General features: G+C 52.8%; 19 protein-coding genes. 9 read left to right on the plus strand and 10 right to left on the minus strand.

The genetic code is table 11. The annotated features are described in order from the left end of the window. Positions 1–51 precede the first annotated feature (51 nt). Positions 52–1,110: a DNA polymerase IV gene (dinB, locus tag ACMV5I_RS19090; protein ID WP_414825060.1), complete on the plus strand. Its 1,059-nt coding sequence runs from the start codon at positions 52–54 to the stop codon at positions 1,108–1,110. A gap of 90 nt (positions 1,111–1,200) precedes the next feature. Beyond that, positions 1,201–2,214, plus strand: coding sequence for a hypothetical protein (locus ACMV5I_RS19095; protein WP_414825061.1), 1,014 nt, complete (start codon positions 1,201–1,203; stop codon positions 2,212–2,214). Between the two features lie 108 nt (positions 2,215–2,322). Here ACMV5I_RS19095 and pepD read toward each other — a convergent pair whose 3' ends face one another. Continuing rightward, on the minus strand, positions 2,323–3,783 hold the full coding sequence (gene pepD, locus ACMV5I_RS19100) for a beta-Ala-His dipeptidase (RefSeq protein ID WP_121608858.1): 1,461 nt from the start codon (positions 3,781–3,783) through the stop codon (positions 2,323–2,325). 337 nt (positions 3,784–4,120) lie between these two features. Between pepD and gpt the strand changes: the two genes are divergently transcribed. The 5 genes from gpt to proA all read left to right on the plus strand — a co-directional run bounded on the left by gpt (position 4,121) and on the right by proA (position 8,934). Beyond that, on the plus strand, positions 4,121–4,579 hold the full coding sequence (gene gpt / locus ACMV5I_RS19105) for a xanthine phosphoribosyltransferase (protein ID WP_021805588.1): 459 nt from the start codon (positions 4,121–4,123) through the stop codon (positions 4,577–4,579). Positions 4,580–4,746: 167 nt separating this feature from the next. Further along, the gene (frsA, locus tag ACMV5I_RS19110) at positions 4,747–5,994 is read left to right on the plus strand and encodes an esterase FrsA (RefSeq protein ID WP_414825062.1); all 1,248 of its coding nucleotides are present in this window, start codon (positions 4,747–4,749) and stop codon (positions 5,992–5,994) included. Between the two features lie 60 nt (positions 5,995–6,054). Continuing rightward, positions 6,055–6,456 carry a sigma factor-binding protein Crl gene (crl, locus tag ACMV5I_RS19115; RefSeq protein WP_024528972.1) on the plus strand — a complete coding sequence of 134 codons (402 nt, stop codon included), beginning with the start codon at positions 6,055–6,057 and terminating at the stop codon, positions 6,454–6,456. Positions 6,457–6,567: 111 nt separating this feature from the next. Further along, entirely contained in the window at positions 6,568–7,671 is a 1,104-nt protein-coding gene (gene proB / locus ACMV5I_RS19120) for a glutamate 5-kinase (RefSeq protein ID WP_021805585.1), read from the plus strand. Positions 7,672–7,680: 9 nt separating this feature from the next. Further along, a complete protein-coding gene (gene proA, locus ACMV5I_RS19125) occupies positions 7,681–8,934 on the plus strand; it encodes a glutamate-5-semialdehyde dehydrogenase (protein ID WP_414825063.1) in 1,254 nt (417 codons plus the stop codon). 97 nt (positions 8,935–9,031) lie between these two features. On the opposite strand, the gene ACMV5I_RS19130 is transcribed toward proA, so the two are convergent. From ACMV5I_RS19130 to ACMV5I_RS19140, 3 genes are all read right to left on the minus strand, one after another. Further along, entirely contained in the window at positions 9,032–10,663 is a 1,632-nt protein-coding gene (locus ACMV5I_RS19130; protein WP_414825064.1) for a methyltransferase domain-containing protein, read from the minus strand. 10 nt (positions 10,664–10,673) lie between these two features. Beyond that, entirely contained in the window at positions 10,674–10,931 is a 258-nt protein-coding gene (locus tag ACMV5I_RS19135; protein WP_284121182.1) for a YjhX family toxin, read from the minus strand. A gap of 307 nt (positions 10,932–11,238) precedes the next feature. Next, positions 11,239–11,811, minus strand: a complete 573-nt coding sequence (locus ACMV5I_RS19140) for a DUF1349 domain-containing protein (RefSeq protein ID WP_024483658.1) — start codon at positions 11,809–11,811, stop codon at positions 11,239–11,241. Between the two features lie 229 nt (positions 11,812–12,040). On the opposite strand from ACMV5I_RS19140, the gene ACMV5I_RS19145 reads away from it, so the two are divergent. Continuing rightward, positions 12,041–12,829 carry a glycoside hydrolase family 16 protein gene (locus ACMV5I_RS19145; RefSeq protein ID WP_414825065.1) on the plus strand — a complete coding sequence of 263 codons (789 nt, stop codon included), beginning with the start codon at positions 12,041–12,043 and terminating at the stop codon, positions 12,827–12,829. Between the two features lie 99 nt (positions 12,830–12,928). On the opposite strand, the gene ACMV5I_RS19150 is transcribed toward ACMV5I_RS19145, so the two are convergent. Both ACMV5I_RS19150 and ACMV5I_RS19155 read right to left on the minus strand, forming a co-directional pair. Continuing rightward, on the minus strand, positions 12,929–14,065 hold the full coding sequence (locus ACMV5I_RS19150; RefSeq protein WP_121608861.1) for an HlyD family secretion protein: 1,137 nt from the start codon (positions 14,063–14,065) through the stop codon (positions 12,929–12,931). A 4-nt stretch (positions 14,066–14,069) separates the two neighbouring features. After that, positions 14,070–14,393 carry a DUF3302 domain-containing protein gene (locus tag ACMV5I_RS19155; RefSeq protein WP_071681216.1) on the minus strand — a complete coding sequence of 108 codons (324 nt, stop codon included), beginning with the start codon at positions 14,391–14,393 and terminating at the stop codon, positions 14,070–14,072. 411 nt (positions 14,394–14,804) lie between these two features. On the opposite strand from ACMV5I_RS19155, the gene ACMV5I_RS19160 reads away from it, so the two are divergent. Beyond that, positions 14,805–15,698, plus strand: coding sequence for a LysR family transcriptional regulator (locus tag ACMV5I_RS19160; protein WP_414825066.1), 894 nt, complete (start codon positions 14,805–14,807; stop codon positions 15,696–15,698). A 34-nt stretch (positions 15,699–15,732) separates the two neighbouring features. On the opposite strand, the gene ACMV5I_RS19165 is transcribed toward ACMV5I_RS19160, so the two are convergent. From ACMV5I_RS19165 to ACMV5I_RS19180, 4 genes are all read right to left on the minus strand, one after another. Then, positions 15,733–16,722, minus strand: a complete 990-nt coding sequence (locus ACMV5I_RS19165) for an aldo/keto reductase (RefSeq protein ID WP_414825067.1) — start codon at positions 16,720–16,722, stop codon at positions 15,733–15,735. 325 nt (positions 16,723–17,047) lie between these two features. Continuing rightward, complete coding sequence (locus ACMV5I_RS19170) at positions 17,048–17,551, minus strand: fimbrial protein (RefSeq protein ID WP_162304337.1); 504 nt, start codon at positions 17,549–17,551, stop codon at positions 17,048–17,050. A 24-nt stretch (positions 17,552–17,575) separates the two neighbouring features. After that, a complete protein-coding gene (locus ACMV5I_RS19175) occupies positions 17,576–18,874 on the minus strand; it encodes a hypothetical protein (RefSeq protein WP_202727780.1) in 1,299 nt (432 codons plus the stop codon). Next, positions 18,843–19,583, minus strand: coding sequence for a molecular chaperone (locus ACMV5I_RS19180; RefSeq protein ID WP_414825068.1), 741 nt, complete (start codon positions 19,581–19,583; stop codon positions 18,843–18,845). The genes ACMV5I_RS19175 and ACMV5I_RS19180 overlap by 32 nt, the downstream gene beginning before the upstream one ends. Between the last annotated feature and the right edge of the window lie 15 nt (positions 19,584–19,598).

Below are 19,598 nucleotides of genomic sequence, written 5' to 3' on the forward strand. Positions count from 1 at the left end.
TTGAGCTTTTAATAATTAGCTGTATACTTATACAGTGTTATTGGAGGCGCGATGCGTAAAATCATTCATGTCGATATGGACTGCTTCTTCGCAGCGGTAGAAATGCGCGACAACCCCAGCCTGCGCGATATCCCGCTGGCTATCGGTGCCAGCGCCGATCGGCGTGGTGTGATCAGCACCGCCAACTACCCGGCGCGCCGTTATGGCGTGCATAGCGCCATGCCGACCGCCACCGCGCTCAAGCTGTGCCCGCATTTGACGCTATTACCGGGCCGCATGGCGGCCTATAAAGAAGCCTCGCTGCATATCCGTGAAATCTTTGCCCGCTATACCTCGCTGATAGAACCGCTCTCTCTGGATGAAGCCTATCTGGACGTCACCAACAGCACCCAATGCAACGGTTCCGCTACCCTGATCGCCCAACAGATCCGTCAGGAAATTGCTGCTGAATTGAACCTGACCGCTTCGGCGGGCATTGCCCCGATCAAATTCCTCGCCAAGATAGCCTCCGAGTTGAACAAGCCAAACGGCCAATACGTCATCACACCGGCCCAGGTGCCCGCTTTCTTGCAGCAGTTGCCGCTGAGTAAAATCCCCGGCGTGGGCAAGGTCACCGCCAAACGGCTGGAAGAGGTGGGGCTAATCACCTGCGCCGATGTGCAGAACTATAATCTGGCCGACTTGTTAAAGCGCTTCGGCAAATTTGGCCGGGTGCTGTGGGAACGCTGCCAGGGTATCGATGAGCGTGAGGTATCTCCCGATCGTTTACGAAAATCGGTAGGGGTTGAGCGAACGTTGGTGGCCGATATTCATGAGTGGGAAGATTGCGAGGCGTTGATCGTTGAAAAGCTCTACCCAGAGCTGGAAATGCGGCTGCGCAAGGTCAAACCGGATCTGCATATCGCCCGCCAAGGGGTAAAGCTGAAGTTCCAGGACTTCCAGCAAACCACCCAGGAGCACGTTTGGCCGGTGCTCAATATTGAGGATTTGCTCAACGTTGCTCGCCAGGCATGGCAGGAGCGGAGGGAAGGGCGTGGTGTGCGCCTGGTTGGCCTACACGTAACGTTGCTCGATCCTCAGTTGGAGCGGCAGTTGGTACTGACGTGGTAATAGTAAAATCGGGTGTGTTTAAATGCACCACCGTAGGTACAATCGTTGCCTGTTCTTTGGGATTAAGACATTCAACGGGAAGAGTTAAAAATGGACGTGATTCAGCAAAAACCGGTCAAAAGATGGACATGGGCCGATTTACAAAGCAGCTATCGATTTTGGGGGCTGGTTGTTTATTTCACCGCGATTGTGACTAGCCAATATCTCTTTAATGCCTATTCGGCACTCTATATCCGGCAAACCGCAGACTTACCGATCTCGATGATTGGGGTCGCAGTGGGATTACAACAGGTTGGCATGCTGTTTGGAGCCTTGTTGGCCTGGATGGCCAGCCGGATGAAAAGCTATTATTTGCTGTATCTCTTTAGCGGGCTGTATTTGTTTGGCCTGTTTTTGTTCTGCTTTTATACCAGCAATCAGTTTTTGATGATGGCGGGAGAGGTCCTGATAGGAATGGGGCTAGGGGCTATCATGCTGATCGTTCCGGCCTTTATCGCAGGGGCCGTTGGCAGCGTAGAGGCATTTGTGCTGTCATTTGGCCTGATGGTGACGCTAAAAATGGTGTTTGGCTCAGCCATCATGGCGATATCCGGATGGCTTTTTGATATGGAGCGGTTATTTTCCAGCCCTGAGTACTTCTTTACCCTGCTATCGGCCCCCGTCATTATCGGGACACTGTTCCTGCTGCCGCTTAAGGCCTGTTTATTTAATGGCGAACCGCCAGTACGGCAAGCAATACCACAGCCGATTAAATACCGCGATCCTGCCGTGACTTTCCTGCTGTTTTTGGTGCCGTTTTACAATATTTACTGGCTGGTAAAAATCCACGGGGAGATCAGAAATTACACCCAATCCGCGGCTCTGCTAACGCCCAGAGGGGCTGGATGGTCGGCTTTTGTTACCGCCTTTGTCACGCCGGCGATATTTTCCACGCTTAACGACAATCTACGCGCCATCATTGAAAGTCATGGGCAAACCGCAAGGTATAAAACCTGGCTGATTATCCTGTTTGCTTTCCTGCTACCCCCTGTTAGTGCGGCGTTGATACAGTCGCAGATGAATGAGATCAATGGCAATCTGGCTAACAGAGAAACGCAATCCTAAAACCGAAACGCAATGCTGATAAGTAGGGGCGTGCCGCGCCCCAGGATATTAGGCCGGTAGATTTTACCAACAGTTTCAGGGCCCAGAGTTGAACTGGGCCCAACATCATTACCCGCGCTCAGGGATCGCTTTCAGCAGGGCGGTCAGCAGCGTCCAGTATTGACCAACGCTGGCGATGTGCACTTGCTCATCCGGCGAGTGTGGCCCGGTGATGGTCGGCCCAATCGACACCATATCCATCTCTGGGTAAGGCTTCTTGAATAAACCACACTCCAGCCCGGCGTGGATCACCATGATGTTCGGCGTCTTGTTGAACAGCTTCTGGTAGGTTTCACGCACCAGTTGCATCACCGGCGAGTTAGCATCTGGCTGCCAGCCTGGGTAGCCGCCTTTCGGTGCCACTTTGGCGTTGGCCAGTTGGCCCACGGCGGTCAGCATATCCACCACATAGTCTTTACCGCTGTCGATCAGGGAGCGGATCAGGCAAATGATCTCGGCTTCATGCTCGCTGGTGGTCACCACGCCGACGTTCAGCGAAGTTTCTACCACGCCTTTCACTTCGTCGCTCATGCGGATCACACCGTTAGGCGTACCGTTGAGCAGTGCCACAAAGCGGCTCTGGCTGTCTGCGGTTAACGCTTGCAATGCGGTGGTGGCTGGTTCAAGAAGAACGGTAATGTTCTTCTCTTTGGCAGACAGTTCGTTTTGCAGCGTAGCCAGGAACTGCTGGCTCAGGGTTTTCAGCGCATCGGCTTTGGCGGCCGGAACGGCAACTACGGCAGAAGCTTCACGTGGGATGGCATTACGCAAAGTACCGCCGTTCAGCTCCAGCAGGCGCAGGTTCAGCTCTGGCGTGTGGGCAAACAGGAAACGAGCCAGCAGCTTGTTGGCGTTGCCCAGGCCGTGATGGATATCGGCACCGGAGTGGCCGCCTTTCAACCCTTTCAGGGTCAGCTTCAGCGTTTGGTAACCGGCTGGCAGTGCTTCACGTTGCAGCGGCAGGGTGGTGATGAAATCGATCCCCCCGGCGCAGCCCATGTAGATTTCGCCTTCCTCTTCGGAGTCGGTGTTGATCAGGATGTCGGCTTGTAACCAGTTTGGCTGCAGGCCAAAGGCACCGTCCATACCGGCTTCTTCCGTCATGGTCAACAGGACTTCCAGTGGGCCATGCTCTACGCTGTCATCGGCCAGCACCGCCAGCGCAGAGGCCATACCGATACCGTTATCGGCACCCAGCGTAGTACCGCGTGCCTTGATCCATTCGCCGTCGATATAAGGCTGGATCGGGTCTTTGGTGAAATCGTGAACCGTATCGTTGTTCTTCTGTGGCACCATATCCAGGTGCGCTTGCAGCGCCACCGGCTTGCGGTTTTCCATGCCTTTGGTGGCAGGTTTACGCAGCAGAATATTGCCGACCTGATCGCGCTCGGCATGCAGGTTCTTTTCTTTGGCCCAGTCGAGGATGTGCTGCGCTAGCGCTTCTTCATGGTAAGAAGGGTGCGGGATTGAGCAGATCTTGGCAAAAATATCCCACAGCGGCTGTGGCGAAAGTTGAGACAATTCAGACACTATAAGTCTCCTGTGACAGCATTTTCAGCAGGGAGTGAATGCTGTGCGGTTAGGGTGAGTGGCTATCTGTGCTTCAGGCACGTGAGCCTGAGAATATCATTTTATTTGCGGCTGTGCGCGCCCCGTATAACGCTGTTTATCGGCTTGGGCTCCCCGTTTTACGGGCGGTTGCGCAGATAAGCCACGCGGCTCGCCACAAAGATATTCACAGGAAAAACGCATCAACTCCTCGGTTCAACTGGTATTCGTGGCGCGCAGTCTCTATAATCTCGCGCAACCTTTTTTCCCCCTGAACTACTGAGTAAGCCACATCTATTGCTGGCTGGGACACCATTCTATGAGCGAAAAATACGTTGTTACCTGGGATATGTTGCAAATGCAAGCGCGCAAACTGGCTCACCGCCTGCTGCCTGCCGATCAATGGAAAGGCATCATTGCCGTAAGCCGTGGCGGCCTGGTGCCTGCTTCGCTGCTGGCTCGTGAGCTGAGCATCCGTTATGTGGATACCGTCTGCATCTCCAGCTATGACCATGACAACCAACGCGAAATGAAGGTGCTCAAGCGCGCCGAGGGCGATGGTGAAGGCTTTATCGTTGTTGACGATTTAGTGGATACCGGCGGCACCGCCAAAGCGATCCGCGACATGTACCCGAAAGCCCATTTCGTGACCATCTTCGCCAAGCCTGCTGGCCGCCCGCTGGTTGACGATTACGTGGTTGATATCCCGCAGGACACCTGGATCGAGCAGCCTTGGGATATGGCGGTGACCTTCGTACCACCGATCGGCGGCCGTTAATCAGCCCCTGCTTCAAACGCCCGGCAATACCGGGCGTTGTTGTTTATACGGTGGTTTCGTCAAATTCGGTAAATTCCCCGCCTTCTACCCCCAGAGTTAGGTACACTAACACCTAGATATCCCGGCTATTCAAGCCTTGATGTAAGTCTCAGGAGGCTGTTGTTACCATGGCACAGGCCAACCTTTCCGAAGTACTGTTCAAACCTTCCTTTAAACATGTCGAAACCTCGACGTTAGTCACCCGTGCCCATCATGCGGTAGGTGCTGATATGCACTCTGCGTTGGAGGGGGACACCGACGGCAACTGGTATCGCATGCTCAATCATCTGCTGTGGACCTGGCGCGGCACCGATCCGTTGGAAATCAGCGAAGTGTTGGCGCGCATTGCGGCCTCCAACGCAGAGCATAGCGACGATCACCTGCTGGATACCGTGATCGGTTACCGAAACGGCAACTGGATCTACGAGTGGGTACGCCAGGGGATGCTGTGGCAGCAGCGGGCATTGGAGCAACAAGATCCGCTGGTCGGCGGGCAGTATTGGCTGAATGCCGCCAATCTCTACAGTATTGCCGGTTACCCGCATCTGAAAGGGGATGAGCTTGCCGAACAGGCAGAGGTGCTCTCCAATCGCGCCTATGAAGAGGCCGCACTGCTGTTGCCATACCAGCTCAAAGAGCTGGAGTTCGCCATTGAGGGGGGCAGCTCCATCACCGGCTTCCTGCATATGCCAGATAACGGCCAGGCACCGTACCCAACGGTAATGATGTGCGGCAGCCTGGATACTTTGCAGACCGATTACCACCGCCTGTTCCGTGATTATCTGGCGCCGCACGGTATAGCAATGCTGACCATCGATATGCCGTCTATCGGTTCATCCTATAAGTGGAAGTTGACGCAAGACTCCAGCTTCCTGCACCAGCAGGTGTTGGCTCAACTGCCTTCCGTACCTTGGGTTGACCATACGCGTGTCAGCGCCTTCGGCTTCCGCTTTGGTGCCAACGTGGCGGTGCGTCTGGCTTATCTGGAGTCGCAGCGTTTGCGCGGTGTAGCCTGCGTAGGGCCGGTGGTGCATAGCCTGCTGTGTGAGTTGAAATGCCAGGACCACGTGCCGGATATGTATATGGACGTGCTTGCCAGCCGCATGGGCATGGCCAACGCCTCTGACAGCGTGTTGAAAACCGAGCTGAACCGCTACTCCCTGAAAACCCAGGGGTTGTTGGGCCGCCGTTGCCCAACGCCGATGCTGGCCGCCTATTGGGATGACGATCCGCTTAGTCCAAAAGAAGAGTCGCAGCTGATCGCGTCTTCTTCACTGAGCGGCAAACTGATCGCCATCCCGCGTACGCCGGTTTATCAGAGTTTCCATCAATCCTTACTGCAAATTTGTGATTGGCTAAGAGATAAAATGCGCTAACCAGTTGCTAATTTTTAACAGTTTGTTAAAAAGGGGGGACTACATTGTGGAGGTTGAAAAATGACGCTACCGAGTGGCCACCCTAAAAGCCGACTAATGAAACGCTTTGCCAGCCTGGGCCCTTACCTGCGCGAAGGGCAATGTGAGAACGACCGCTTTTTCTTTGACTGCCTGGCGGTCTGCGTCAACGTCAAGCCAGCGCCGGAAAAACGTGAGTTCTGGGGCTGGTGGATCGAACTGCAGGCCGATAATTCCCGTTTCACCTATAGCTACCACTTTGGTCTGTTTGACAAGGAAGGGCGTTGGAACGAAGAAAAGATTAAAGATGCTGAAGTGAAAGAGAAGCTGGAAACCACGCTGCGCGTGTTCCATCGTCGGCTGGGTGAACTGCTGGCCACCATGGAGCTGAAGCTGGAACCCGCCGATGATTTCATCGAGCAGCCGATAAAACTCTCCGCCTAAATCAATTCCCCCGCATATTTACGCCGAAATCGCGTTGTGCCTGTTGGCATAACGCGTCTCTCCTGTTACAACGTCATTTGCATTCCTTTTAACTCCAACGGCAGAACTATTATGAACGGCAGCCAGACATTGGTTGTGAAATTGGGCACCAGCGTGTTGACCGGCGGTTCGCTGCGTCTGAACCGTGCCCATATTGTCGAACTGGTGCGCCAATGCGCCCAGCAACATGCAGCGGGCCACCGCATCGTTATTGTGACCTCAGGGGCGATTGCTGCCGGGCGTGAACACCTGGGCTACCCCGAGCTGCCCGCCACCATCGCTTCCAAGCAGTTGCTGGCGGCGGTGGGGCAAAGCCGGCTGATCCAGCTGTGGGAACAACTGTTCTCGATCTATGGCATTCATATCGGGCAGATGCTGCTGACCCGTGCCGATCTGGAAGACCGAGAGCGCTTCCTCAATGCGCGCGACACCATGACCGCGCTGCTGGATAACCGTATCGTTCCGGTGATTAATGAGAACGATGCGGTCGCCACCGCAGAAATCAAAGTTGGTGACAACGATAACCTGTCTGCACTGGCTGCCATTTTGGCCGGGGCCGATAAACTGCTGCTGCTGACCGATCAGCAGGGCTTATATACCGCTGACCCGCGTAATAACCCGCAAGCCGAGTTGATCCGTGAAGTACATGGCGTCGACGATGCGCTGCGAGCGATTGCGGGCGACAGCGTTTCCGGTTTGGGCACCGGCGGAATGGGCACCAAACTACAGGCGGCCGATGTGGCCTGCCGCGCGGGCATTGATGTGATTATCGCAGCCGGTAGCAAGCCAGGCGTGGTCGCCGATGTGATTGAAGGTAATCCGGTGGGTACCCGCTTCCATGCGTTGGAAACCCCGTTGGAGAACCGCAAGCGCTGGATCTTCGGTGCACCGCCTGCGGGGGAGATCACCGTTGACGATGGGGCGGTAGAAGCGATGATGGCCCGTGGCAGTTCACTGCTGCCGAAGGGCATCCGCGATGTTAAAGGTGATTTCTCACGTGGTGAGGTGATCCGCATCCGCAATTTGGCGGGGCGCGATCTGGCTCATGGCGTCAGCCGTTATAACAGCGATGCCATGCGCATGATCGCCGGGCATCACTCGCAGCAAATCAGCGAGATCCTGGGCTATGAATATGGCCCGGTGGCCGTGCATCGCGACGATATGATCGTAAGTTAAGGAGTGAACATGCTCGAGCAGATGGGGAAAGCCGCCAAACAGGCTTCCTGGCAGTTGGCGGTACTGAGCACGGCGAAAAAGAACCAGGTATTGGCGGTGATGGCCGACATGCTGGAAGCCCGCAGCGAAGAGATTCTACAGGCGAATGAGCAGGATATGGCGCAGGCGCGTGCCACCGGGATGAGTGAAGCCCTGTTGGATCGCCTGCTGCTAACTCCGGCGCGTCTGGCGGCGATCGCCAATGACGTACGCCAGGTCTGCCGTCTCAGCGATCCGGTTGGCCACGTGCTGGACGGCAATCTGCTGGACAGCGGCTTGAAGCTGGAGCGCCGCCGTGTGCCGCTCGGGGTGATTGGGGTGATCTATGAAGCGCGCCCCAACGTCACTATCGACGTCGCCAGCCTGTGCCTGAAAACCGGTAATGCGGTGATCTTGCGTGGCGGTAAAGAGACCCACCACACCAATCAGGCGACGGTGAAAGTGATCCAGCAGGCGCTGGAACAGTGCGGCCTGCCAGCGGCGGCGGTGCAGGCGATCGAAAGCCCGGATCGTGAGTTGGTGAATGAACTGCTGCGAATGGATCGCTATGTAGACATGCTGATCCCGCGTGGTGGTGCTGGGCTGCATAAGCTGTGCCGCGAACAATCGACCATTCCGGTGATCAACGGCGGTATCGGCGTGTGCCATATCTATGTAGACGACAGTGTAGACTATGACAAGGCGCTGACGGTCATCGAAAACGCCAAGATACAGCGGCCAAGCGCCTGTAACTCGGTCGAAACCCTGCTGGTTAACCGGACTATCGCTAACAGCTTCCTGCCTGCATTGAGCGCGCGTATGGCCGCCGTTGGGGTGACGTTGCACGCCAGCGATAACGCCATGCCGTTGTTGCAGGAAGGACCAGCGAAGGTGGTTGCGGTTGCTGCGGAAGATTACGACGATGAGTGGCTATCGTTGGATTTGAACGTGACGCTGGTGGACGATATCGATCAGGCCATCGATCATATTCGCACCCACGGCACCAGCCATTCCGATGCCATTCTGACGCGCTCGCTGAGCAACGCCGAGTATTTTGTCCGCGCGGTGGATTCTTCTGCGGTATACGTCAATGCCAGCACCCGCTTTACCGACGGTGGCCAGTTTGGTTTGGGCGCGGAAGTCGCGGTCAGCACCCAGAAGCTGCATGCTCGCGGCCCGATGGGGCTGGACGCGCTGACCACCTATAAGTGGATTGGCTACGGCGACGATTTGGTGCGTAGCTAGGTTTTCCGCTAGCCAGATTTGAACGATGTTTAAGGGCGCAGTGTGTAGATACTGCGCCCTTGTTGTTTCTGGCTATTTTCTCATTTGCGGCCTTTGATCATCGAGCCATCAAAGCAAACACCCCCCAGCCAAGGTATTCACGCGTGTACATCACGTGGCGTTTAGGCTCTGTCGTTAACTGCGTCCGGACTTGCTCCGCCATATCATCGTCGGGGTTTGCCTCTAACCACCGGCGCATCGTCAGCCACATGGCCGCGACGTACCTGTCCCAACCTTCCTGATCTGCCAACACCATTTCCACAACGTCGTAGCCGAGTGTGTCGAAGGAGGTGACAAGATCTGCCAGGGGGAGAAAGTCGGCGAGGGCAGTGGCACCGCACTCTTTGGCGATCTCTTCCGTCGGCGGTAACAGACGCCAGTAAGGTTCACCGATCAGCAGGAGCCCGCCAGGCTTGAGGCTTTTTGTCAGCAGCTCAATTGTCCCGGCGACGCCTCCAGCAATCCAGGTGGCACCGACGCAGGCCGCCACATCACATTTTTCATCAGCTACGTAACCGGCAGCGTCGTTATGGATAAAGTCGACGCGTTCGGCGACACCGAGCTCCTCTGCTCGCAGTTTGGCCTGTTGAGTAAATAACGGACTCATGTCGATACCAGTACCGATGATGTTGTAATCGCGTGCCCAGGTGCAGAGCATCTCCCCCGAACCGCTGCCGAGATCGAGCACTCGCGTGCCCGGTTCCATACGTAACACTGCGCCGAGAGTGGCGTACTTCTCGGGCGTGAACGGGTTATGAATGCGGTGAGCACTTTCGCAGATAGTGAAAATACGTGGGATATCCAATGCAGAATTCCTTTCATTGATTTGTGCCGTTTCAGAGGTTGCTGTCATCGCTTTTTCTGCCAGCAGGGCAATCAGCTTTCCATCGAACGTTTCGCTGGCTGGCCATGCTGTACTATCCGGCCCGGGGATCACGGTGAAGCCACTATCACCGATCAGGCGGAGATATTCTTCATCGTGCCAGGCCGTCATTTGGTTACCAAAACGAGTGGCGTCACCATTCTCTTCTATGGCCCAGAACAACGTTGAGCTGGTCTGCGCTGTTTCATCCCAGGCGTGTTCCGTCAACAGCAAGTGAGGTCTGGCGAGAAACAGCCCTTGCGGACAGCGTTGCCAGCTCGGTGCAGCCATGCCCTGACGCTTTACTTCATCAAAGGTATGTACTTCTGCCAGCAGCTTGCCTCCTGGAGCTAACCACTGCGCACAACGGCTAAGTAAGGTGCGGGCGTCCACCGCGCTGAAGACATTCAGTTCACCAAAGGTCATCATGATGAAATCGAACCGGTTCTCCGGGGAGTACACCCGTACATCTTGTTGCAGGTACTCAATGTCTAATCCTGCCGCCTCTGCCTGCTGACGGGCATAGGTGATAGATGCCGGAGAGAAATCCACGCCGGTACAGCGAAAGCCGCGCTTTGTAAGCATATGAGTGTAAAAGCCGGGGCCGCAGCCGAGATCGAGAATGCGTGCGCCTGCTGGGAGCTGGCTGGCGATCCATGCCACCTGCCGCTCAATGACCGGTAGCTTCCGGCTGGCCCAGTTGTGCTCCTGTGACAAGTGGTTCTCCAACATGCGCTGGCTAAACGCTGGATCGTCCCAGGGGATTTTGCTTTCATCTGGCGACAGTTTTATGGGGTGGGAGCCAGAAATAATCGTGTTGATGTCCATCACACTCTCCTTAGCGATTGTCCAACTGGGCGCGAACGTTGTTCAGCCCGCTGGTATTGATGCGGTACGGCTGGCCATTGACGGACTTGATCAGCTTTTTGGTTTTGAGTTTTTTGAACACGGAGAGCGTGCAGTCGCTGAGCAGCAGCCCTTCACGGCTGTAGCATTCAACGGAAGTGACGCGGCCGGATGTATCGCGGACGTGCGCAATACGTCCACCTTTGGCGAGAACGTGTAAGGTACGTTGTTCCTGACGGGATAAATTCATGCTGAAAAACCTGTTAATCATCATGTGCAAAACGTGCAAACACACAGCGGTGTCCGCATTCGATTTCGGCGCATTGATAATCAGTCCGGCCTGAAAAGGTCGGGAAGCTGACTATCGGATGATTACATTCTCCAGCATCAAAGCCTCGGTATGAGTTGAAAGGGTTTTACGGCGGGAATAATAACACACATTGTTTGTATGGGAATAAGCTGGCACTGAAAAGTGTGATCCTTGCTACATCAGCGTTAATGTTGTCGCGCGGGCAGTGAAGGCGATCCAGCATACTGAATCGCATAGACTCGAACGATTAGCTTAGGTCATGCAAGGCTTTATCCACCGGTGGAGTCAGCGTGATATTCAGGAAGTCCACCGATAACCCACGACGTTCAGGCGTGCAGCACATCACACCGATTTTCGCTGCGCCTTGCGGAAAGTAACATAAGCGTAGCAGCGGCCAGTGATGACCCTCCATTGAGTACTGTAATCGCAGGCTGTTGCCTTTGCGGGTCAAGCGAAGCCAGAACTCACGTGGATCCCCCGCAAAGGTGCCGGTTGCCCAGTCTGAGTTCTCCAGCGTCAGCACGCTGCCTATTGCGGGTGCGCCGTCGTTAAACTCAATACCGGCTTTAAGCCAGTGCTGGTCATCGGTCATGAACATGATCCCGGCCTGGTCATACAGCGTGGTGAAGTCCGCACAGACCTTTACCTGAAAAGTGAAGTCTTCAATGACGTCGGTGGCGAAGATGTGCCCTGAAAAACGCTCAAACCCGTACCAGGTTTTTTGCCAGAAGTCGGTTTTGTCATTTGTGACAACGCTTAACTTGCCGTTATCGCACTGCCATTGTTTGGGTTCATTAATCCAGTAAAAGGAATCAAGCATCAGGCCTCCCAGGGGCAAGAAATACACGTTTGTCTGCCGGAAATCAGTTTACGCCTTTGTCGATACAATGACTCCCCCAAAGCCCATCGTCTTTCAGCGTTATGATGCGCCAGATCAGCGTCAAAAATTGGACTATCGCTATGATTATCGCCCGTTGGTTAACCGAAGCGGCTTTTTTAACCAACACATATATTCTGAAGCAATATTGTTATATTTCAGGTGGATAATAATGAAAATTGCAAACCAAAAAATTATTGATGAGAAAAAATACCAGCTGGAATTTTATGATGGGTTTGATCGCGGTTATCTCGATGAGTCACATTGGCTTCCCTACTATCTACCGCAGTGGAGTAGCCGGGAGTTATCCTCACCCAGATTCGAGTTCTCTGAAAACGGGTTTTCACTTAATATCGAGCAAGATCAAAAACCTTGGTGCCCGGAGTTTAATGGAGAAGTGAGAGTGTCTTCTTTGCAAACCGGTGTTTACTCTGGCCCGGTGGGGTCATTACTTGGCCAGCATCGCTTTTCGCCAGACTGCCGGGTACGACAAGCACAGGTGGCTGAGAAAAAATATCTGCCAAAGTATGGCTATTTCGAACTGCGAGCCAAATGCCCTATTGCAGCAAGCAATGTCGCGGCGCTCTGGATGATCGGTTACGAAGATCTCCCCGAACGGTCTGCGGAGATTTGCCTCTTCGAGCTTAAGGGTAAGAATATCCGTGACGGCTACTCTCTGATTGGTTATGGGGTTCATCCCTTTGGCGATACCCGCATTAGGGAAGAATTCTATGAGGAGCCTGTTGAGATTGACGTCACTCTATTCAACACTTACGCCATTGCATGGACGGAAAACAAGATTGATTTCTTTATCAATGATCGAAAAGTGAGAACCATCAATCAATCACCTGATTATGAAATGCAGCTGATGTTAAATCTTTATGATCTTGAAAATAGCAACGCTGAAAATATGCGTTTCTTTATCGACTATGTTGCCGGGTTCCGCAGTAACGACTTTTGAAGCCAAGCACCATCGCCCTGTCCTCAGGGCGTGGTTTGCCATTGTCGACACCAGCGCTGCAACAAGGTCCGCTCTTGCTGTCCATTCAGCCACACGGGATCAATGATCAAGATAGAGATAGTGCATCCAGCTTGTCATGCGTAACAGCACCTTACGCATCACGGAAACATGGGTAAAGTGGTCGGAATACACCGCCACCTGGGCAAATATGCCATCTGGCAAAGCATCAACATCCGCATTCGGCTCTAACTCAATCACCGCCAGCACGCCATCGGAGCCCGGTATCATGCTCAATGATTGCAGGGTTCCCTGCGCCTGGTACGTCCCGCTGGGAACGACGGGAAGTATGCTGGTCAGTCTCCCCTGAAATACCTGGCCAGGTAGCGCATTGAAGACGATCTCGGCTTGATCGCCCGATTTCAGGCGTAACAGTGAATTTTGTCTGAACTGCGCGACGATTTGCCGTTTTTGTTGCGGGATAAACACCATTACCGGGCGCAGTGGCAACGCCGCCGCGTAAGTTCCTGGGCGGATAAGCACTTGGGTTACATAGCCATTACTGGGGGCGCGAACCACGGTCTGGTCGAGATTGTATTTGGCTTCCGTTAACTGGGCCCGGAGGCTGACAATCTGCGACTGTTCTCCGTTGACGACGCTGTTTAACTGGCTTTTAATCTGTGCCTGTTCAGCCAATGAACTTTTCACCAGCGCATCCTGTGCCAGAAAATTTTGTCTGGCGTTATCAATATCGCTTTCGGAGAACGGGTTTACCTTGGCCCGACTCCCTCTAAGATAGCGCTGGTAGTCTTTATATAAACGATCGCGTTCGGCAATTACCCCCGAGGTATGGGCGACGGCTTCATCTAATTGTCCCTGAAGCACCTGGATGCTATGGATTGCCGTCATTAAATCGGCCTGTAATCTATCGACACGCGCCTGGTATCGGGTGGGCTCTATTTTAAAAAGTACGTCACCTTTTTTTATAAAGGTATTCTGCTTATCAGTAACCTCACTGACAATGCCAGTCACCTGCGGTGTGATGGGAATGGAAACCACGGCCTTTTGCGCTTGAAAAGTATAGGGGTGGTTATAATTCATTAATAAAATCAGAGCGCCCACTAAAACAACGCCCCCCAATGCTGCGGTAGGAACCGTCCATTTGTTGACCGGAATTTTAAATATTTTGAATATGCCATAGGCCAACGCGACATAAGTAAGAATAATGAGCAAGTCCATGGAGTTACTCCGCAGAAGGTGTTTTGGTTTCGCTGATGCTTTGTTCCAGCTCGGTTATTCTTTGCTCTAAACGGGCAAATGGATCTTGCTGGCCTTGCATGCCCCAACCGCGCTCTGGGCGATACAACGTTGCCCATATCCATAAAAAAGGCCATATCACATGCAGAGTAAACAAGCTGACCCAACCTGCGACATGGATCGCGTCCGCATGCGGATGATTGCGTGCTTTTGCAATCAGATAAGGAATGTCATGGAGAATAATGATCCCGTAAAAAATGACGAGGAAGACAACAATGAGTACGCCTAACGCAAAGTAATTTAGGAACATGGTGGCCTCGGCTAAGTAAACTAACCCGACGGATGAGGTAAGAGCGCTATGGGTTGCGCCACCTTGTCTGTTAGGCGTGTATTAGTGGGTTATCATTGACTGTAGTCGATAATGATTTATGAATATTGATATTTTTCATCTACTTTGGCAGTGCCCACCGAAAATGACATGTCGGTAGATAAAACACCTACGGCAACGCTAAAAGGATGTTTTTTCATATATCTTCTCGGTGGGGAGAGGTCAGTTCATAAAATATAGCACCATCCAAAAAATCTGGCGGAATGAGAACATTTTTGTTGGCGAGTTATCAGCAACCTTTGTCGGTAACGGGGCTAAAATGGTAGTGTCTATGAACTAATTTCATAAGTTCTGTCCGAACTGGCAAGGTTTACGTCAACCAAGGAAATACGCATGCTGAAAGAAAACTTCAATGAGCTACAGGTTTTTCTCGTCGTGGCGAGGGAGCGAAGTTTTACCAAAGCGGCGGGTAAACTGGGTGTTTCACAGTCTGCACTCAGCCACGCTATAAAGGCGCTGGAGGAGCGTTTAAACCTGCGTCTGCTAACTAGAACCACTCGCAGCGTTGCCCCCACGGAGGCGGGTGAGCGGATCATTGCCTGTCTCGAACCTCGTATTGCAGACCTTGAACAGGAGTTGGAAGCCCTCGTTCAACTGAATGGTTCCGCTTCCGGTAATATCCGGCTTTCGGCGGGCGAACATGCGGTGCGCAGCCTGCTATGGCCAAAGCTAAAGCCGTTTCTACGGCAATACCCGGAAATCAACGTTGAGCTGGTGGTGGATAACGGCTTTGTCGATATTGTCGAGGGGCGTTTCGATGCCGGAGTACGCCTTGGCGAAAGCGTCGATAAGGACATGGTTGCCGTGAAGATCGGCCCGGATATGCGTATGGTGGTGGTTGGCGCGCCAGCGTATTTCGCCACCAACAGCATTCCGCAGACACCACATGAACTGCAGGATCATCGGTGCATTAATATGCGTTTACCTACCGCAGGCGGTTTATATCACTGGGAGTTTGAGAAAGCAGGTAAGCCGCTGCGCGTCAGGGTTGGGGGCCAACTGACGCTGAATCTGTTGTCGGAAAGAATAGACGCGGTGCTGTCAGGATTTGGCCTTGCCTGCGTGCCAGAGGATATGGTCCAGGGCTTGGTCAAATCCGGAGAACTTATTCAGGTGCTGCAAGAGTGGTGCCCCTCTTTCCCGGGTTACTACCTCTATTACCCAAGTAGAAAGCAGCATCCTCCCGCGTTTGCTCTTTTGATTGATGCGTTGCGTTATGGTGATTGAATGGCCTGCGGGAAACCGCAAGCCAGAGTAAACCTTAACGACCCACGCGAGCCTGTAAGGCGGCCGGATAACGTTCACCAACGATTTTCACCTTCTCCAGCGCTTGAGTTATCTTGTGCAAATCATTTTGGGAAAGAATGAGATCGGCGGCCCCCAGATTCTCTTCCAGCCGATGCAGTTTGGTCGTACCTGGGATGGGCACAATCCACGGTTTTTGTGCCAGCAGCCAGGCTAGGGCAATTTGCGCTGACGTCACGCCTTTCTCTGCGGCAAGCATTGCCAGCAGGCTGACCAACTGCTCATTCGCTTCCAGCGCCTCTGCGGCAAAACGCGGCACCTTGCTGCGGAAATCATCTTCACCGAAGGTCTTGCCGGTCTTGATGGCTCCGGTCAAAAAGCCTTTGCCCAATGGGCTGAATGGCACAAACCCAATGCCTAACTCTTCCAGCAACGGCAGTATTTCCTGCTCAGGTTGGCGCCACCACATTGAGTATTCACTCTGTAGGGCGGTAACCGGCTGTACCGCATGAGCGCGGCGAATGGTTTGTACGCCAGCCTCTGACAGGCCGAAGTGTTTGACCTTGCCTTCAGCAATCAGATCTTTCACGGTGCCCGCAACGTCTTCAATGGGCACATCGGGATCGACGCGGTGTTGATACAGTAGATCGATCACGTCGGTTTTAAGCCTACGCAATGAGCCTTCCACCGCCTGGCGGATATGCTCCGGGCGACTGTTTAAAATCTGCTGTTTGTTGTCATCACCAAAGGTAAAGCCAAATTTAGTGGCGATCACGACCCGATTGCGCAAGGGTTTTAAGGCTTCGCCGACCACTTCTTCATTCAGATACGGGCCATAGACTTCGGCGGTATCGAAAAAGGTCACGCCATGCTCAACGGCTGCGCGGATCAGTTCAACGGCCTGACGCGTATCCGTTGCCGGGCCATAGCCGAAGCTCAACCCCATACAGCCTAGGCCAAGTGCTGATACTTCCAGCCCGGACTTACCGAGATAACGTGTTTGCATTCGGGAGTTCCTCCAATTTTATGTCGTTAAACGTCGAGTTTGCGCCCGGTGAGCCATTCCACCATCGCCGGGCCGGCGCGATGTGCGCTCGTTCTTTGCGTCATTTAGAAGACACTAAAGCCCACCAGGGGGCATGCAATACCGTTGTTCAGTTCTATTGTTTGCATGCACTACCCTTCACTGTGGTATGTGAAAAGCATAACGCAGAGTGATTTATTCGATTAGAGGGTGTAATTTGCTAAGGTTAATTAGCTGGGCTCATTAATGAATGAGCCCAGCCGGTACCTAGGCGTTAAGCAGAATAATGACGAGGTGCAAAGGGCGGTTAATCATAGTAAAGCGTGTAGTGAAGCAAGCGGCTAAATGTGCCTGAATTAATCTGCCCCGTTTTAGCAATGTAAGCCGAGAAAAGCAGCGTATTATCGCCTTTCTTTATTTTTTGGCCGATGTTTTTTCGGCCAAAATACAGTGGGCTGCCATCACTATCCAGCAGGCCTAACGCGATACCACTCACGCCATCAACCGGGATCAGGCTGCCAGATGCGCCGGTCCCTGTTCTGTCGAACGCAATCTTGACGTTCTTATTTTCTGTATCGCAGCCGTATAAATTGATGAGGAAGGGCACCGGTGTGGATTTCCCTTTGGCATCTAGCTCGGCGCTGGATATTTCGCCCATGTTGATCGTTTGATCATCGTCACCGACCACGATATTGCAGGTGGCGACGGTGATCCTCCCCACAAACTGAGTGCTACTGCTCGCCGTAATTTCCGCATGAGCCGTGGTTGCCAACAGCGTTGCGGCTAAAAAAAGTAAACATTTACTGTTCATTATTGCTTTCCTTACCCATAACATTCACGGCATGGCAACTTCGAAGGTCAGCACCTGGCTGTATTCACCATCCTTGATTTTTTTTAGATCCTTGGTGGTGGCGGATATTTCAGCCCGCATCCTTTTTGATTCGCTGATGCTGCTGATATCACTAATAAAGCGGGAGTATTTTTGATTGAATTTCAAGTAGGCACCTTTACCTAAATCAAACAGCTTCAGCCCGATACCCTGTGGTGCTCCTGAGCTATGGCTAATCCCCCAAAAGGTCGAGCTGATTGGGTAACCGCCTTGGGTTTTGATTTCACCAGGCAGATTATAGGCGCTGCCCATACAGGTGGTGGATTGGTCTGGTCCTTTTATCACGGTCATGGTGAAGTCCTCACTACGGACTCTGCCACGGCTGAGATCGTCAGACGAGATCGGCTGGAATGCCACCACATCAGGGGTGACAACGGTCAAGGTGCACTGCTTGATCGGTGGCTTGATTGAACCACCACCACCACCGCCGCCACCACCACCACCGCCGCCACCACCACCACCACCGATGCTGGTACTAAGATAGCAGTAAACCTTCATGTCAAGGCCGCAGATCATCAAGTAGGGGGTGCTGCTTACCCCCCAAGCCATTTCGTTATCCGAGCTAGCAGCTATCCACAGGGTACCGACCGAGTCTTGCAGATCGTAGAAAGGGTTAACCACAAAATCGGTTTTAAATATTTTTGGTTGTACGCGAAAATCAAACGTTAAATTCTTGGTATAGCGCGGCGTTGCGAGGGCTAAATCCCAGCAGTTCTTTTGGCATGGTGCCAAAGTGCTATCGCTCCAGGAAAACAGCTTATCGTGTTCCATGTTTTCAATATTGCTAAAGGTTTTCTGCGAGCCCGCGCCGGAGATCGTTAAGGTCAGGTTTTTCCATACGTTAGAATTGGCAGGGATGGGGATATGCAAATCACTACCCTTGGCAAACTTATAGGTGATCGTCTCTGTTTTATCGCTAAAGTTGACGCAGGTCACCCTGGTGGTTTGGCTGGCGGAGTAGGTGACGTTGGGAATTCTCCAGATGAGTTTAGTGTCACATTGCGTAATACCATTTTCGTCTTGCTGACAATTATATTTTTCAGTGTCCTTTTGGACTCTTCCCGTGATAAGGGTCGCGAGGCTTACGCTAGGAACGAGGCTAGAGCTTGGCTCAAAATCGCAGGCAATAGATGAATCAGCCCAGGTGGAGTTAACAGAGAACAACCCTAAACAGAGGCTTAGAATAAACTTGATCATAACAATAGCCTCAATATCAAGGGCGATTTTTACCGTTTTTAACCACATCGCACTGGCTTACCGTGCAATGATAATTTATTGCGTTATAAGAGCCATAATCATTAATGTACTGTAGTTGGATGGCCTGGTTTTTTACCAGCGCGTTTGGCACAGTGACTTCACTCAGCGGCTTAAGCGTTATAGCCTCATCCGACAGTGATAGCGGTTTGTTCGCTACGCTGAGGGTCGGGATAACGATATAAAAAGGCGTAGGATTGACGATCTTCACGCCATTATTGACGGGGGTAAGCACTAACTTCTCTTGCCAAACCTCCGTGGCCATTTTTTTCAGGCTCGCAGGGCGGTAGAAGACCTTTATTTTAATCCGTAAAGCTAACTGCACTGCGTTGGTCTTATCAGATTTTGGTGGGATCTCCTGCAGGTTATAGAAGAACAGTGACTCTCTATCCTGAGGTAATTGAGCCGCAGCCGGCAACGGGGTAATGTTTACCTGCACCGTAGTGTCTTGTTCCAGCCGTTGTAACGGTGGCAGCACGGTAAGGGGGGAGTTTATTTTTTCCTCATTTTCATTTTCTAGCCAGCTTTGTGCCAGATAAGGTAATTTTTTACTGTGGTTAATAATATTAACCTGTGCCGATTTTTCATCCCCCATAATAATTACGCGGGTTCTATCAATAGAGATCGCCGCGTTGGCTTGGGAAACGCTCAAACCTGCCAGCGTCAGAATAAAAAATAGCTTGGTAGCCTGTAGGAACATGGGAATATCCTTGTG

The sequence above is a fragment of the Serratia sp. T13T92 genome (assembly GCF_047530105.1).
In the GTDB taxonomy this organism is placed as follows: Bacteria; Pseudomonadota; Gammaproteobacteria; order Enterobacterales; family Enterobacteriaceae; genus Chania; species Chania fonticola.

What these genes read in the sequence shown, in the direction of transcription:
- dinB (WP_414825060.1), top strand. Translation starts at nt 52, where the DNA reads ATGCGTAAAATCATTCATGTCGATATGGACTGCTTCTTCGCAGCGGTA.
- ACMV5I_RS19095 (WP_414825061.1), top strand. Translation starts at nt 1,201, where the DNA reads ATGGACGTGATTCAGCAAAAACCGGTCAAAAGATGGACATGGGCCGAT.
- gpt (WP_021805588.1), top strand. Translation starts at nt 4,121, where the DNA reads ATGAGCGAAAAATACGTTGTTACCTGGGATATGTTGCAAATGCAAGCG.
- frsA (WP_414825062.1), top strand. Translation starts at nt 4,747, where the DNA reads ATGGCACAGGCCAACCTTTCCGAAGTACTGTTCAAACCTTCCTTTAAA.
- crl (WP_024528972.1), top strand. Translation starts at nt 6,055, where the DNA reads ATGACGCTACCGAGTGGCCACCCTAAAAGCCGACTAATGAAACGCTTT.
- proB (WP_021805585.1), top strand. Translation starts at nt 6,568, where the DNA reads ATGAACGGCAGCCAGACATTGGTTGTGAAATTGGGCACCAGCGTGTTG.
- proA (WP_414825063.1), top strand. Translation starts at nt 7,681, where the DNA reads ATGCTCGAGCAGATGGGGAAAGCCGCCAAACAGGCTTCCTGGCAGTTG.
- ACMV5I_RS19130 (WP_414825064.1), bottom strand. Translation starts at nt 10,663, where the DNA reads ATGGACATCAACACGATTATTTCTGGCTCCCACCCCATAAAACTGTCG.
- ACMV5I_RS19135 (WP_284121182.1), bottom strand. Translation starts at nt 10,931, where the DNA reads ATGAATTTATCCCGTCAGGAACAACGTACCTTACACGTTCTCGCCAAA.
- ACMV5I_RS19140 (WP_024483658.1), bottom strand. Translation starts at nt 11,811, where the DNA reads ATGCTTGATTCCTTTTACTGGATTAATGAACCCAAACAATGGCAGTGC.
- ACMV5I_RS19145 (WP_414825065.1), top strand. Translation starts at nt 12,041, where the DNA reads ATGAAAATTGCAAACCAAAAAATTATTGATGAGAAAAAATACCAGCTG.
- ACMV5I_RS19150 (WP_121608861.1), bottom strand. Translation starts at nt 14,065, where the DNA reads ATGGACTTGCTCATTATTCTTACTTATGTCGCGTTGGCCTATGGCATA.
- ACMV5I_RS19155 (WP_071681216.1), bottom strand. Translation starts at nt 14,393, where the DNA reads ATGTTCCTAAATTACTTTGCGTTAGGCGTACTCATTGTTGTCTTCCTC.
- ACMV5I_RS19160 (WP_414825066.1), top strand. Translation starts at nt 14,805, where the DNA reads ATGCTGAAAGAAAACTTCAATGAGCTACAGGTTTTTCTCGTCGTGGCG.
- ACMV5I_RS19165 (WP_414825067.1), bottom strand. Translation starts at nt 16,722, where the DNA reads ATGCAAACACGTTATCTCGGTAAGTCCGGGCTGGAAGTATCAGCACTT.
- ACMV5I_RS19170 (WP_162304337.1), bottom strand. Translation starts at nt 17,551, where the DNA reads ATGAACAGTAAATGTTTACTTTTTTTAGCCGCAACGCTGTTGGCAACC.
- ACMV5I_RS19175 (WP_202727780.1), bottom strand. Translation starts at nt 18,874, where the DNA reads ATGTGGTTAAAAACGGTAAAAATCGCCCTTGATATTGAGGCTATTGTT.
- ACMV5I_RS19180 (WP_414825068.1), bottom strand. Translation starts at nt 19,583, where the DNA reads ATGTTCCTACAGGCTACCAAGCTATTTTTTATTCTGACGCTGGCAGGT.